Origin of the sequence: Clostridium polynesiense (assembly GCF_000820705.1) — a bacterium.
GTDB lineage: Bacteria > Bacillota > Clostridia > Clostridiales > Clostridiaceae > Clostridium_AA > Clostridium_AA polynesiense.
On the sequence record NZ_CCXI01000009.1, the window covers coordinates 1 to 12,286 of the forward strand.

The following is a 12,286-nucleotide window of genomic DNA, read 5'->3' on the forward strand; positions in this document are numbered from 1 at the left end:
ACTTATTTACTCTTGAACAATATGAAATTATTAAAGAAGTACTTACTTTGATAAAGAAGCAAATGAGAGAATTGGATTTGGAAGAAGATTCATGGGGACTTATCCATGCTGATATACAATTAGGGAATATCGTAATTAATAATAACAACCCATGTTTTATAGATTTTGGCTTTTTTGGATATGGATACTATTTATTTGATTTAGGAAGTGCCGCTTCTATTCTTGAGAGCAGTTTACGAAAAATCTTTTTACATGGATATGCTTCAAAAAGCTCCTTCTCTTTTGATAAATTAAAGTACATCGAAGGTTTTATATTCATGGACACATTTATAAGTTATGTTATGTTTATGCGTGATAATAATAGAAATACATGGATTAAAACCGATGCAGCAGAGAGCTGTAATATCTTATGTAAAAAATTTTTAGCTGGTACCGAGGTCTTTTACTCTCTTTAAGAAATTGATTTCATATCCCAGAAACCTAAATAGCCTGTATAAAGACCTCGATTATAGGTCTGTGAAAAGATAGGTTTTATAATTCTTAAAATGTAAGTAAAGAAGGAATATTTATGAAATATGAATTATTAAATGGTTATAATTTAGATATCCATGCACAATTAAAAGTATTAGAAACAATACTTATGGCAAATGAAATTATTAATATAGCAATTGAACGAGGAAAATTATTAGGCATAGACAATTACTATATAGGTGCAGGTTGTATTACGCAGACAGTTTGGAATTACCTTTCTAATAATTCGTTAGATTATGGTATAAAAGATATTGATTTTGTCTATTTTGATGATAATAATTTAGATTTTCAGTCTGAAAATAGAGTTATATCAAAGGTAAAAGACCTATATTCAGATTTAAAAATTCATGTTGATGTAAAGAATCAAGCAAGGGTTCATCTATGGTATAAAAGTCATTTTGGATATGACATTGAACCCTATACATCTCTTGAAGCTGCTTTAAATACATGGCCTACAACTGCTACATCAATTGGGGTTAGAAAAGAAAAAAATAATAAATTCAAAGTATATGCCCCATTTGGACTAAATGATTTATTTGGGAAAATTGTACGAGCAAACAAATCACAAATAACTAAGGAGATTTATGAAAATAAAGTGTCAAGCTGGTTAAATAAATGGCCGGACTTAAAAATTACTCCATGGGAAGGCTAATTTTAATCACTATTCTAAAGTATAGAAAGAACTAAAGTGATAATTAAAAATGTAAAATGCAAAATAAAGTAGGAAATTCCTCCGGAATTTCCTACTCAATTTTTAATTCTTAATTTTAAATTATCTTTACCTCGGTATAAATCCAATCTTCTTCTGCATCTTTCTTAAAGTTTTCATTGAAACGTAGTTAGCCTTTTCAGCTCCTCGTTTATAGATACTTTCTAAATACTCTTTATTGTTCATAAGCTCTTTAACCTTAGACTGAAGAGGTTCAAGCTCTTCTATTATAGCTTCAGCTACGTCTCTTTTAAATTCCGCATAGCCTTTACCTTTATAAAGAGAAACCACTTCTTCAGGAGATATATCTTTTATTGCGCTTAGAATATTTATAAGGTTCTTTATTCCTGGTTGATCATCAGTATAATTTATAACTCCTAAGCTGTCTGTAACGGTTCTGCTTATTTTCTTTCTAATAGTTTCAGGAGGATCCATTATTAATATATAGGCATTAGGATTTTGAGAGGACTTAGACATTTTCTTTGTTGGATCCTGTAAGTCCATAATTTTAGCTCCTGATTTAGGGATATAAGGTTCAGGCACAGTGAATGTAGGGCTATAAAGATGATTAAACCTTTCAGCCAAATCTCTGGCAAGCTCCAGATGCTGTTTTTGATCACTTCCTACAGGGACTAAATCAGTATTGTAAAGGAGTATATCTGAAGCCATAAGCACAGGATAAACAAATAATCCTGCATTGATGGAATCGCCCATGTTTTGAGATTTATCCTTAAACTGTGTCATTCTGCTCAGTTCCCCCATATAGCTAGAGCAGGTTAACAGCCATGAAGCCTCACTGTGGGCAGGAACATGAGATTGTATAAATAAAGTGTTTTTTTCCGGATCAATTCCTGCTGCAATGTAAATTGAAAGGATTTCTAGGGTTCTTCTTCTTAAGTCCTTGGGTTCCTGTCTTACTGTAATAGCATGAAGGTCTACTACACAAAAATAGCAGTCATAAGAGTCTTGGAGGTTTACCCAATTTTTTAGAGCCCCTAAATAGTTTCCAAGGGTTAAATCCCCTGAGGGTTGTATTCCGCTGAAAATAACCTTTTTTCTTTCTTCCATTTTTATCAACTCCAGTGCTTAATAATAAAAGCCCTATGGATAAATCCATAGGGCGTAGTTTACGCGGTGCCACCTAATTTGAGAAAAAATCTCATCTTAATAAGATACAAATATATCCTGTTCTTTTAACGCAGAACCTGCGGGATAAGCTACTTATATTTCACTTATACACTCAGAGACCCATTCAGCTAAAGCATTGCTGCTGTAATTACACCCTCTACAGCTCTCTTAAAGCATGTGTTAAAGCTTACTTACTTCTCATCAACGATTTAAATATTTTATTAATAATATAATAGTGCTTTATATATTTTATGTCAATAGTCTATAAAAATCAACCTTTTCTCTTCTTTAAGAATAAATCTACTATAAAGATTATAGCTGCTGTAATAATAAGAACATTTATAAGAGAACCTCCAATTTTAAAGATAATCCGTATTAAGCAGAATATTATTGCTATTCCGCCAAGCCACCTTAAAAATTCCATGTTATACACCTCCGTATAACTGTCTGTTACATCTATTTTTCCTAAATTTAATGAAATAATTCCTTTATATATTTTTTGTTTAACTTTTTATAAAATAATACTATAATGTTATTGGAGAGAATATTGTGGATGGTGATGTTATGAATAGAGACTTAAAGATATTAGTACAGGTTTCCTTGATGGCAGCTATAATATTTTTAGCAGCTTTTATAATACATGTACCAACTCCCGGAGGAGTTCTTCATTTAGGAGACTGCATGGTCTTTGTTGCAGCAGCAATTTTAGGAAGAAAAAAAGGAGCGGTTTCTGCAGCTGTCGGCATGGCGCTTTTTGACTTAATGAGCGGATTTGCTTTATGGGCTCCTTTTACTTTTATAATAAAGGGAGTAATGGCATATATTGCCGGATATATAATTGAAAAAAGCAGAAAAGAAAGTATTAAAATACAGGGAATTGCTTTTGTAGCAGCAAGTGTATGGATGGTAGCAGCTTATTATTTTTCTCAGGTTTTAATAGGGACAATGTTAACCGGTGAGTTTATCAGTGTGTCAGCAGCTTTTATCTTTGCATTGAAGGATATTCCAGCTAATATATTTCAGTCGGTTTCCGGGATAATAATGTCTATACCATTAATAAAGGCCTTAGAAAAAACGTTAATTTTAAACAGTAAATAATAAAAATAACCTGCGGTATACGCAGGTTATTTGTTTATCTTCTCTCTCTTTGATTTTTTTGAGCTTTTCTAGCTTTTCTGCAGTCAGGACATCTAACTGGATCGTTTTCAAAGCCTTTCTCTTTGTAAAATTCCTGCTCTCCTACTGTAAATACAAATTCGTTTCCGCAGTCTTTACATAATATTTTCTTGTCTTCCATGGTTTTAAATACCTCCTTAAATATAGGGATAATTTTACGGATCAATGAGAGCTTCCTATACCTTAAGGAAGTACTATGACTATAAAATTACCTGCTATTTGAAACTAATAATTCACATATATATTATAACATATAGGGGTATTTTATCAATATTAAATTTACTTATTAATGGCAAGAATACTAAGTATTTGGAAGGTTTTTATCATATTTACCACCTCTTAAAAAAAGTAGTGTAAAGGTTAAAAATGGAATAACAATAAAACCTATGAAAGAAAGATATGAATAGAAATTTAGCAGTGAAAAAAATATAATTGTATTTTTTGAAACTGCATAGGATGCAATAAAAATAACAAATGAAATAAAATAATAAGCAAAAGGTCTTTTATTGAACATATTTTTGTATATAATCACAAAAGCATAGAAGGCTATTATATATTTTATAAAGTAGTTTGCTACAATTTGAATAAGTATATAAAGTTCACCGAACTCTATAAAACCTCCAAAATAAATTCTCTGAGACTGCAGAATTTTTGGATAGAATATATTAGATGCTCTGGCGGGACCAAAGGAAGCTATAATTCCAATCATTGAGTAAATTGATATTATTGAAAGGATAAGGGTCCCTATAACAAAATGTGTTGTTAACCTTTTTTTTCTAATACTCCTGAAATGTATGGAAGCACTATAAATAAAGAACCGTATACTCCCAATATTTGAAGTATAGACTTTAAGAAATTTTTATGAAGTCCTACCTGCATAAGGGGAAGAAGGTGGTTATAGTCTTTATATTTTTCAGCGAGAACTTCCGTGGTAGCAAAGGCTAAATATATTAATATCACAGTGATAATTGTTGTTAGAAATATAGAGGTATAGCCTTTTTTAATAGGATAAACTGCTGGTACTATAAAGAATAAAATCAAATACCACATAGGAGTTTCTATAAACAAATTAGTATGTATGGAGTTTGCTTCTACTGCGGAACATTCTACTGCAGTTATTAAAAGCATCAGGGCATACAGGAACAGTATGATGCTTCCCAGTGTTTTTCCATAGGCTTTATAATGGATTTCTTTTATATCATAGCAGTTACTTCTTTTCATTGCACTCATGAAATACCAGACTATTAAAAGAATGATTACAGAGGCTGTAATCATAGCCAGCCAGCTATCCCTTCCCCCTGTCCTTATAAATATGGATGAATAACTATTTAAAGAAACTATAGCGGCTCCTGAGATTAAAAATATCATATGCTTTGAAGATAATGTGTCCATTTTATCAACCTTTCTCCGTTTTGTTACATTGTTATTATTCTCAAAAAAATGAATATTAAACCCTGACAAAGCTGATAATATATTGGGGTGATAAAATGAAGGATTTACTTACTCATATACAGGAAACATTTAAAAGCAACTTTGACGTAAAATACAGAAACATAAGCACAGAAATTGGAGATTTAACTTTGGTTTTTATAGATACTCTTTGCAACACAGTATTTATAAGTGACTATATAATCAGGCCTTTAGAGCTTATGGGAAGCGATATTTTAAGCTTAACAGATATTAAAAATAAAGTTCTCAATATCAATATGGTAAATTGGATAAAAGATGAAGAGGATGCTTTTCTACATATATTATCAGGAGATATTTTGATAATATCCGGCAAGGAAACAAGAGCTCTCTATTGTGAAGTTAAAGGGTATGCAAAAAGAGGCGTGGGTATACCTCTTACGGAACAGGTGATAAAAGGACCTAGGGAGGGCTTTACAGAAGCCTTTGTAGATAACGTTACCCTTATAAGAAGAAGGATAAAGAATCCAAACTTAAAGGTGGAACCTATTTATGCAGGGGATAAGAGCAATACAGTGGTTTGTGTGGTTTATATAAAGGGTTTAGCTCCGGAAAGTCTTATAAATAAAGTAAAAGATGCTGTAAAAAACATTCATTCATCCTTCGTTTTGGATACTAACTATGTTGAAGAAAAGCTAAAGAGCAAATCTACAGCCTTTGACACCATGGGATATACAGAAAAACCGGATACTGCTTCAGCAAGGATAATGGAGGGTAGGGTGGCCATAGTAGTTGACGGAACTCCTTTTGTTGCTACTGCTCCTCATTTTTTTATGGAGAATTTTCAAACTGCTGATGATTACTACTTAAATAAATATTTCAGCAATTTTACCAGAATTATAAGGTGGATAGCATTCTTTTTAGCAATTTTGCTTCCTGGTTTTTACCTGGCAATAACCACTTATCATTTTTCTCTTATACCCTCTCTATTAATCTTTAGAATGGCGGTTTCAAGAGCGGGAGTTCCTTTTCCTACGATAGTAGAAGTGCTGCTTATGATGTTTTTCTTTCAGCTTATTAAAGAAGCTGGACTGAGGCTTCCTCAGCCCATAGGAACCGCTATGAGCATTGTATCAGCTCTTATACTGGGAGAAGCTTCAGTAGGAGCCGGGTTGGCGTCGAGGATAACGCTGGTGGTGGTAGCCATTAGCACGGTATCTTATTTTCTCATACCAAAACTGTATACAGCTGCCTCCCTTTGGTCTCTGGTGATATTGTTTTTTTCAAGTCTTATGGGGCTTCCGGGTTTTTATGTAGGGTTTGTACTGCTTATTTCCCATATAGCTTCGCTGGATAGCTGCGGATATAATTATGTATTTCCTATAGGAACCTCTAAAAAATTTAATTTCCATGATATATTCCTAAGAGGCAACTTAGAAGATATTTCCCAGAGTATTTTTAAGGAGGAATGAATAATTGGCCAGAAAGAAGAGCTGTTTTATACCTCTGCTTATAGTCATATGTATCCTTTTCTCTGCATGCTACAACTATAAAGATATAAACAGGGTTATATTCGTTACAAGCATGCTGATAGATGTGGATGAAAATGATAACATAGTGCTGTATACAGATACACTTAAACCCTACAGAAATGCCAGTGAAAGCTCAGAAAAGGGAATGAGGGTTATGTATAAGTCCGAAGGAAAATCTTTATTTGAGGCTGTGAGAAACATGAATCTTACCTCCAGCTACGTAATTAATTATTCTCAAAACAAAGCTGTGATATTTTCAGAAAGAGCTGCAGAAAAAGGACTTCAGAATTATATTGACTTTTTAAATCGGGATCAGGAATTTAATGTAAGATCCTTTTTGTTCATATATTATGGCGATATAAAAAGGATAATGAAGCTTGCCGCCAATAACGAAGAGTACATGGGAAGCTTTCTCAATGAAATAGTAAATAAAATGCAAACCTCTCCCAGAACGGTTCACCTGAACTTAAATGATTATATAGTTAACAGGAATATAGGCAGCGGAGTAACCATAATGTCGGCTTTAGAGGTGAGAAAAGAAGTGCTGGAGGATAAAATAAAGCTGGTGGGCGGAGCTATTATAAAAGATGAAAAACTATCCGGTAAGCTTTTTCTTCCTCTTGGATTAAGCTACAATTTACTTACCAACAAAGTTAAAAAAGGAACTTTAGAAGTAATTAACCCCGGCGATAAGGAGAAGCTTGCTACTTTGGAAATCCTTAAGGGAAACACTAAAACAAAAATAGAGTATAACAAGGGTAAAATCCAGCTTATAAAGAATATAAAAATTCATGCCAGCTTAGGTGAAGTACAGGGAAATATGAATTTAACCAAAGAAAATGTACATATGCTGGAAAAGAGTGCTAAGGATAACATTGAAAAGTATGGTGTTTTGCTTTTTGAGGAATATAAAAATAAAGATATAGATTTATTTAATGTAAGCCGGGAGATAGAAAAGAAATATCCCCATGTTAAAATAGAGGATATTTTAAAGAATACAGTAATAAGTATAAATGCAGAAGTGAAAATCGAAGGTTCCAGCAGAATACAAAATGCTGAATAAACCTGCAGCTATTGAATATTTTTTGAAAATACTCTAAACTGTAGATAGCTTGTTATATTATGGTTAAGGAGGATGAAGAAATGGCAAGTACATATTCTTTTGATGTAGTATCACAGGTTGATATGCAGGAAGTTGATAATGCAGTTAATCAGGCAATAAAGGAAATAAATCAAAGATATGATTTTAAAAATACCAAATCTGAAATCGAGATTTTAAAAGATGAGATTAAAATTGTTTCTGATGATGAATATAAGCTGCAGACTGTTATTGAAATTTTAAAGGGAAAGCTGGTAAAAAGGGGTATATCTCCTAAGGCTCTTGATTTAGGGAAAATAGAAAAAGCTTCACTGGGTACAGCAAGGGTATCGGCAAAAATTGTAAATGGAATTTCAAAGGAAAAGGCTAAAGAAATAGCATCAGAAATAAAAAACAGCAAACTAAAGGTTCAAACCCAAATAATGGAGAACCAACTTAGGGTAAGTGCAAAAGCAAAAGATGACCTCCAGGAAGTAATTGCAATGCTGAAAGAAAAAGATTTTAATATACCACTGCAATTTACAAATTATAGGTAATAATAGTATAATAAGTATAAAGTATAACTCTAATTATTAAATTAGAGTTATACTATTTTATTTATATATGATTTAATACTGCAGGCGTTAGGAGAGTAGCAATATGAAAGATTACAAGGACCTATATATAAATCTTTTAACCGAGTTTGAAACTTATCAAAATTTTGCTGAAAGCCAGATTCAGATTCTTAATGAAAAGAATACGAAACTGGAAAAAAATCTTGATGCTTTTTTTAACGTAGTAGAAATCAGTAAATATATAAATTCCTATTTAAGTAATGAAAACCTTATACCCATGATAAACGATATGATGATAGGTATATTGGGGGCAACCTATTCCTCCATTTACCTAAAAGAAAATGGAGAGCTTACTGTTAAGGCAACAAACAGTATAGCAAATAATATTAACATACTAGAAGAAACTTTCTTAAGAGAAATTCAAAACGAAAACCCCTTTGTAATCAATTCAGCTCTATCTATATTTGGATGTATAAAATCCAGAAGTGATATTCACTCAGTTATTGGAGTACCAATTAAGCTTAGAGAAAAATTCATGGGATATATAGTTGTGGAGCATTCATTATTTAACTTTTTTACAAACGATCACATAAAATTTATTTCTTCTATTGCAAACCAGATTGGTATAGCTATAGAAAACAGCCTTTTATATAAGAAAATCACAGAAAGTGCGAAAAAGGATCCGCTTTTAAAGATTTATCATAGAAAATATCTTATAGATTATATGCGTAACAAGATAAACGAGGGAATAAATAAAAGATTTGCTGTGGTTATGCTGGATTTAGATGATTTTAAAAGGATAAATGATTCATATGGACACCTTTTCGGAGATGAAGTTTTGATGCAGACTGTAAAGCTTTTAGAAAAAAGCATTGGAACTGAAGATATATTGGCAAGATATGGAGGAGAAGAGCTTATTATATATATAAAGGATGCTTCTTCCATAGAAGAGGTTTATAAAAAAGTAAATACCATAAGGGAAAAGGTTTCAAATAACATTATAACCTTTGGAAATAAATCTAAAATTATCACGGCGAGCTTTGGAATAAGTTTTTATCCTTTAGATGGGGATAATATCGAGGAGCTTTTATATATAGCTGATGAAATGCTGTATGAAGCTAAGGAAACGGGAAAAAACAAGGTTTTATTAAGTAAAACATGTTCAAGTGCTTATATCTAAAAAATAGATTTAAGCATTTATTTTTTAAAAAAATATGAAAAATAAAGGTTTTTGATGAATTAACATGGTAAATTAAAATATCCGAAGGAAATAGGTTTTGATTGACATCGGAGAACTATTGATAAAATATTCTGAATATTATATAATTAATTTAATCAATTATTTCACCTAAAAAAATAAAAGGGGTGGTCCTAATGATTCAGGTATTTTGTAACAAAAGAGGTTCTGGAAAAACAAAGAGACTAATTGATCTTGCTAACTCACAGTCTGATGTTATCAAAGGAAATATAGTTTACATCGATGATGACAGCAGACCAATGTATTCACTGAAAAGAGAAATAAGATTTATAACTACAAAAGACTTTCAATTGAAGGACTTTGAGAGCTTTTATGGATATTTGTGCGGCATTCTTTCGGGAGACTATGATATTGAACAAATCTATATAGATGGTTTGTCTAATATTATATCTGGAAATCTTCCTGATGCGGCACTTTTATTTTCGAAATTAGATAAAATGAGTGAACAGTTTAATGTCAACTTTTTCATCAATATAAACGAAGAAGCCTATGAAGAAATACCGGAATTTATTAAAAAGTATGTTGCTTAGTAAACTTTGAAAATAATCATATTTTAGATAAAGAGAGCTCCTTATAGGAGCTTTTTTAATTTAAACTTATTTTGCAGTTTTCATTTATTTATTATAAAATATATTTGATATTTTACTATAAAATATTATTTCTGTTTAGTAAAAAGAAGATAATTCATTGTATATGAAACAATAAAGGAGGACGCCCAATGTCAAGTGTTTACACGGAGTTACTGGAAAGAGGGTATATAAAGCAGCTAACCCATGAGAATGAAATCAAGGAGCTATTAGAGAAAGATAAAGTTACATTTTATATAGGATTCGATCCTACAGCAGACAGCCTTCATGTGGGCCATTTTATTGCTTTGATGTTTATGGCTCATATGCAGAAAGCAGGACATAGGCCTATAGCTCTGCTGGGTGGAGGAACAGCCATGATAGGTGATCCTTCAGGAAAAACCGATATGAGAAAAATGCTTACTAAGGAAGAGATTTCACACAACATTGAAAGTATTAAAAAGCAGATGGAAAGATTTATAGACTTTAGTGATGATAAGGCACTTTTAGTTAACAACGGTGATTGGCTTTTAGATTTAAATTATGTAGACTTTATAAGGGATATAGGAGTACATTTTTCAGTAAATAGAATGCTTACTGCGGAATGTTTTAAACAAAGGCTGGAAAATGGATTGTCCTTCCTGGAATTTAATTATATGCTCATGCAGGGATATGACTTTTATGTTTTAAATGAAAAATATGGATGCATAATGGAGCTTGGAGGAGACGATCAATGGTCTAACATGATTGCAGGGATGGAGCTTATAAGAAGAAAGGCTCAAAAGCCTGCTTATGCCATGACTTGCTCACTTCTCACAAACAGTGAAGGCAAAAAAATGGGTAAAACAGAAAAAGGTGCACTTTGGCTTGATGCTGAAAAGACATCTCCTTATGAGTTTTATCAATACTGGAGAAACATAGATGATAGTGATGTGGAAAAATGCCTTTCACTATTGACCTTCCTTCCTATGGAAGAAGTAAGAAGGCTGTCAGCGTTAGAAGGTTCTAAAATCAATGAAGCCAAAAAGGTTCTGGCTTTTGAGGTTACAAAACTTGTTCATGGAGAAGAAGAAGCACTGAAGGCAAAAGAGGCTTCAGAAGCTCTTTTCGGTGCAGGAAAGGATTTAAGCAGCGTACCTTCAGTTACAATATTATCAGATAGACTGGGTTCCTCTTTACTGGATATACTGGTTGAAACAAAGATAATACCTTCTAAAGGTGAAGGAAAAAGATTAATTCAGCAGGGAGGCTTATCCTTAAATGATGAAAAAGTTGAGGATTTTACAAGAATCCTTAATAAAGATGATATAAAAGATGGTGCCTGCATGATAAGAAGAGGAAAGAAAAATTATAACAGAATCATTGTTGAATAGACAAAACTAAGTAAAAGCATTAAATTTCCTAAGTTGAAGATTACAAGGGGAATTTAATGCTTTTCTTATTAACATCTTTATTACAGTTGTTACCTGGGGATTCCGATAATTAAATATATAGTGATAATATGAGGTGATGAAATGCCGGCTTTATGGAATATAAATAATTTAAACAATCCTTCAAGTAAGAAAATAGCCAATAAACTGTCTTTTCAGGTAGGAGAAACCTTTAAGGGCAGAATAGTCTCTTTAGAAAGGGATGGCAGCTATAATATAAAGCTTATTGATGGCTGGCAGTTTAGTGCTGAAATAGAAGGTAATACTGAGAATCTTCCTAAGGATATGATAAAATTTCAGGTGGAAGGCTTTAAGGAAGGGAAAATTTTATTAAAGCTCATTCCTTCGGAAAATGAAAGCGGAATCAAAGCACCTGTTTTTAATAATTATCTCATGGAACTTGGAGTTTCCGGAGAAGATTTAGATCTGGTTTTAATGCTCTTAAGGCATAACATAACTTTAAGCAAGGAAAATATAAATTTAGCTAAGAGTGTAATAGATGCAAGAAATAAAGCGGAAAATGATGAGGGATATATAGATGGTTTTATAGAAAAATACATCAACATAAAAAATCCAGCATTAGCTCCTGAATCAAAAGCCTATTTAAGAGAATTGCTGCAGTCTGCTTTTAAAATGCTACCAAAAGTAAGTACAGAGGATTTATTGACCTTTATGGAAAATGAAATAATGATTACCCCTGAAAATATAGATAGCTTCAATAGAATATTTAAAGAATGGGGAAGTATATATAATACAATAAAAAAAGCATCTCTAGAGCTGTCAGAAGATATAGAGGAAGATTATTTTACTGCAGATAATCATAGGATTAATTTAAAAAATAAAGAGACTTCAGAAGGGGAAGAGGAAGGAAAGGTTACGTTAAAGGACAGAAAAGA

Annotated in this window: 14 protein-coding genes, 1 pseudogene and 1 other annotated feature; of the genes and pseudogenes, 10 read left to right on the forward strand and 5 right to left on the reverse strand. The window is 32.1% G+C overall.

Annotated elements, in window-relative coordinates; translation table 11 throughout:
- Together TA89_RS01240 and TA89_RS01245 are read left to right on the forward strand one after the other, a co-directional pair.
- The coding region (locus tag TA89_RS01240; protein WP_040210243.1) for a phosphotransferase enzyme family protein at nucleotides 1-455 on the forward strand (455 nt) is incomplete at its 5' end.
- 113 nt (nucleotides 456-568) lie between these two features.
- The gene (locus tag TA89_RS01245) at nucleotides 569-1,183 is read left to right on the forward strand and encodes a nucleotidyltransferase family protein (protein ID WP_040210244.1); all 615 of its coding nucleotides are present in this window, start codon (nucleotides 569-571) and stop codon (nucleotides 1,181-1,183) included.
- Nucleotides 1,184-1,309: 126 nt separating this feature from the next.
- On the opposite strand, the gene trpS is transcribed toward TA89_RS01245, so the two are convergent.
- Both trpS and TA89_RS18465 read right to left on the reverse strand, forming a co-directional pair.
- Nucleotides 1,310-2,308 (reverse strand): tryptophan--tRNA ligase, encoded by a 999-nt coding sequence (trpS, locus tag TA89_RS01250; protein ID WP_040210246.1) that lies wholly within the window; start codon nucleotides 2,306-2,308, stop codon nucleotides 1,310-1,312.
- Between the two features lie 45 nt (nucleotides 2,309-2,353).
- Nucleotides 2,354-2,582, reverse strand: a binding site (T-box leader).
- Between the two features lie 57 nt (nucleotides 2,583-2,639).
- Nucleotides 2,640-2,792: a hypothetical protein gene (locus TA89_RS18465; protein WP_187119252.1), complete on the reverse strand. Its 153-nt coding sequence runs from the start codon at nucleotides 2,790-2,792 to the stop codon at nucleotides 2,640-2,642.
- Between the two features lie 125 nt (nucleotides 2,793-2,917).
- Between TA89_RS18465 and TA89_RS01255 the strand changes: the two genes are divergently transcribed.
- Entirely contained in the window at nucleotides 2,918-3,466 is a 549-nt protein-coding gene (locus tag TA89_RS01255; protein ID WP_242850052.1) for an ECF transporter S component, read from the forward strand.
- Nucleotides 3,467-3,500: 34 nt separating this feature from the next.
- Here TA89_RS01255 and TA89_RS01260 read toward each other — a convergent pair whose 3' ends face one another.
- The 3 genes from TA89_RS01260 to TA89_RS01270 form a co-directional block, all read right to left on the reverse strand.
- Complete coding sequence (locus TA89_RS01260; RefSeq protein ID WP_040210248.1) at nucleotides 3,501-3,665, reverse strand: zinc-ribbon domain-containing protein; 165 nt, start codon at nucleotides 3,663-3,665, stop codon at nucleotides 3,501-3,503.
- Between the two features lie 180 nt (nucleotides 3,666-3,845).
- The gene (locus TA89_RS01265) at nucleotides 3,846-4,253 is read right to left on the reverse strand and encodes an SLC5/6 family protein (RefSeq protein ID WP_040210249.1); all 408 of its coding nucleotides are present in this window, start codon (nucleotides 4,251-4,253) and stop codon (nucleotides 3,846-3,848) included.
- 53 nt (nucleotides 4,254-4,306) lie between these two features.
- Nucleotides 4,307-4,936 carry a GerAB/ArcD/ProY family transporter gene (locus TA89_RS01270; protein ID WP_040210252.1) on the reverse strand — a complete coding sequence of 210 codons (630 nt, stop codon included), beginning with the start codon at nucleotides 4,934-4,936 and terminating at the stop codon, nucleotides 4,307-4,309.
- Between the two features lie 95 nt (nucleotides 4,937-5,031).
- Here TA89_RS01270 and TA89_RS01275 point away from each other — a divergent pair, with 95 nt between their 5' ends.
- The 7 genes and pseudogenes from TA89_RS01275 to TA89_RS01305 form a co-directional block, all read left to right on the forward strand.
- Entirely contained in the window at nucleotides 5,032-6,423 is a 1,392-nt protein-coding gene (locus tag TA89_RS01275; RefSeq protein ID WP_040210253.1) for a spore germination protein, read from the forward strand.
- A gap of 4 nt (nucleotides 6,424-6,427) precedes the next feature.
- Nucleotides 6,428-7,546, forward strand: coding sequence for a Ger(x)C family spore germination protein (locus TA89_RS01280; protein ID WP_040210255.1), 1,119 nt, complete (start codon nucleotides 6,428-6,430; stop codon nucleotides 7,544-7,546).
- 80 nt (nucleotides 7,547-7,626) lie between these two features.
- Entirely contained in the window at nucleotides 7,627-8,118 is a 492-nt protein-coding gene (locus TA89_RS01285) for a YajQ family cyclic di-GMP-binding protein (RefSeq protein WP_040210256.1), read from the forward strand.
- A 103-nt stretch (nucleotides 8,119-8,221) separates the two neighbouring features.
- Nucleotides 8,222-9,316 (forward strand): sensor domain-containing diguanylate cyclase, encoded by a 1,095-nt coding sequence (locus TA89_RS01290; RefSeq protein WP_040210258.1) that lies wholly within the window; start codon nucleotides 8,222-8,224, stop codon nucleotides 9,314-9,316.
- Nucleotides 9,317-9,510: 194 nt separating this feature from the next.
- The gene (locus TA89_RS01295) at nucleotides 9,511-9,924 is read left to right on the forward strand and encodes a hypothetical protein (protein ID WP_040210259.1); all 414 of its coding nucleotides are present in this window, start codon (nucleotides 9,511-9,513) and stop codon (nucleotides 9,922-9,924) included.
- Between the two features lie 188 nt (nucleotides 9,925-10,112).
- Nucleotides 10,113-11,333: a tyrosine--tRNA ligase gene (gene tyrS / locus TA89_RS01300; protein ID WP_040210260.1), complete on the forward strand. Its 1,221-nt coding sequence runs from the start codon at nucleotides 10,113-10,115 to the stop codon at nucleotides 11,331-11,333.
- Nucleotides 11,334-11,474: 141 nt separating this feature from the next.
- Nucleotides 11,475-12,286 (forward strand): annotated as a pseudogene (locus TA89_RS01305) (hypothetical protein); the annotation flags it as partial.

Coding starts and splice junctions, on each gene's coding strand:
- TA89_RS18465 (WP_187119252.1), bottom strand. CDS start 2,792: ATGGAATTTTTAAGGTGGCTTGGCGGAATAGCAATAATATTCTGCTTA.
- trpS (WP_040210246.1), bottom strand. CDS start 2,308: ATGGAAGAAAGAAAAAAGGTTATTTTCAGCGGAATACAACCCTCAGGG.
- TA89_RS01265 (WP_040210249.1), bottom strand. CDS start 4,253: ATGATTGGAATTATAGCTTCCTTTGGTCCCGCCAGAGCATCTAATATA.
- TA89_RS01260 (WP_040210248.1), bottom strand. CDS start 3,665: ATGGAAGACAAGAAAATATTATGTAAAGACTGCGGAAACGAATTTGTA.
- TA89_RS01275 (WP_040210253.1), top strand. CDS start 5,032: ATGAAGGATTTACTTACTCATATACAGGAAACATTTAAAAGCAACTTT.
- tyrS (WP_040210260.1), top strand. CDS start 10,113: ATGTCAAGTGTTTACACGGAGTTACTGGAAAGAGGGTATATAAAGCAG.
- TA89_RS01285 (WP_040210256.1), top strand. CDS start 7,627: ATGGCAAGTACATATTCTTTTGATGTAGTATCACAGGTTGATATGCAG.
- TA89_RS01245 (WP_040210244.1), top strand. CDS start 569: ATGAAATATGAATTATTAAATGGTTATAATTTAGATATCCATGCACAA.
- TA89_RS01290 (WP_040210258.1), top strand. CDS start 8,222: ATGAAAGATTACAAGGACCTATATATAAATCTTTTAACCGAGTTTGAA.
- TA89_RS01270 (WP_040210252.1), bottom strand. CDS start 4,936: ATGGACACATTATCTTCAAAGCATATGATATTTTTAATCTCAGGAGCC.
- TA89_RS01295 (WP_040210259.1), top strand. CDS start 9,511: ATGATTCAGGTATTTTGTAACAAAAGAGGTTCTGGAAAAACAAAGAGA.